This is a genomic window from Paracoccus solventivorans, assembly GCF_900142875.1.
Lineage (GTDB): Bacteria > Pseudomonadota > Alphaproteobacteria > Rhodobacterales > Rhodobacteraceae > Paracoccus > Paracoccus solventivorans.
Window position 1 is genome coordinate 1 of the sequence record NZ_FRCK01000025.1, and the last position, 1,210, is coordinate 1,210.

1 protein-coding gene is annotated in these 1,210 nt (G+C 62.3%); it reads right to left on the reverse strand.

Translation table 11 applies throughout. The features are described 5' to 3' along the window. Positions 1-134: 134 nt before the first annotated feature. Positions 135-1,067, reverse strand: a complete 933-nt coding sequence (locus BUB57_RS16200; RefSeq protein ID WP_073068870.1) for an IS5 family transposase — start codon at positions 1,065-1,067, stop codon at positions 135-137. Positions 1,068-1,210: the final 143 nt, after the last annotated feature.

Below are 1,210 nucleotides of genomic sequence, written 5' to 3' on the forward strand. Positions count from 1 at the left end.
CATCATGAGGCCGGACACATGTCAGCACCCGACAACGCGCCAAGATCAGCTTCAAAATCCCTCTTGCGCTTGGGGCGGTTACACATGTTGCACAAATCGGGTGATGGCCGAGGTTCCCCCTTCCCCGGACCGACTTATCCCACAGCTTCCGTGACGGGTATGCCGAGCGCGGTGTATCCGTTCAGGACGGCGATTCGGACCTGGAGTTCAGCGACCTGACGGTCGAAGTCCCGCGCCATGAGCCGCTGCCCCAGCAACTTCACACAATGCATCTTTGTCTCGACGCGGCTTCGGCGGTGGTATCCGCTCCATCGTCGCCAGAGCGCGCGGCCCAGGTATTTCGCCGCGCGCAGGGCCTCGTTTCGCGCCACGGCTCCAGCGGTGATCGTCTTCCAGGGCTTCGCGTTCTTGCGGGGCGGGATGACGGCATGGGCGCCGCGGTCGGCAATGGCGTCGTGGCATTTACGTGTGTCGTAGGCACCGTCGGCGGTGACGCTGCCGATCCGCTCGTCCGCCGGGATCTGACCGAGCAGGTCGGGTAGCACAGGGGCATCACCGATGTGGCTCCCGGTGATCTCGACAGCGCGGACCTCCAGTGTTTCCTCATCGATTCCGAGATGGATCTTGCGCCAGACGCGCCGTTTGGGACCGCCATGCTTGCGGGCATGCCACTCGCCTTCCCCCTCGACCTTGATGCCGGTGCTATCGATCAGCAGGTGCAGTGGCCCCTTGGAGCCGCGGTAGGGGATGTTTACGGCCAAGGTCTTCTGGCGGCGAGATAGCGTGCTGAAGTCGGGCACCGTCCAGTCGAGACCAACCAGCTGCAACAAGCTCTCGACGAACCCGGTCGTCTGCCGGAGCGCCATGCCGAACAGCACCTTCATCGAGAGGCACGTCTGTATGGCGGCGTCGCTGTAGCTCTGCTGGCGGCCACGCCTGCCAGTTGGTGCGGCCTCCCAGCTCATCTCGGGATCGAACCAGATCGTCAGCGATCCGCGGCGCTTGAGCGCTTCATTGTAGGATGGCCAGTTCCTGGTCTTGTAGGTTGGAGGTGTGGGTCTGCTCATGGATTCCAGCTACCACGCTGGATTCATGAGATGAATCCCAAAAGGGACTTGTGCAACATGTGTAACCGCCCCAAGCGCAAGAGGGATTTTGAAGCTGATCTTGGCGCGTTGTCGGGTGCTGACATGTGTCCGGCCTCATGATG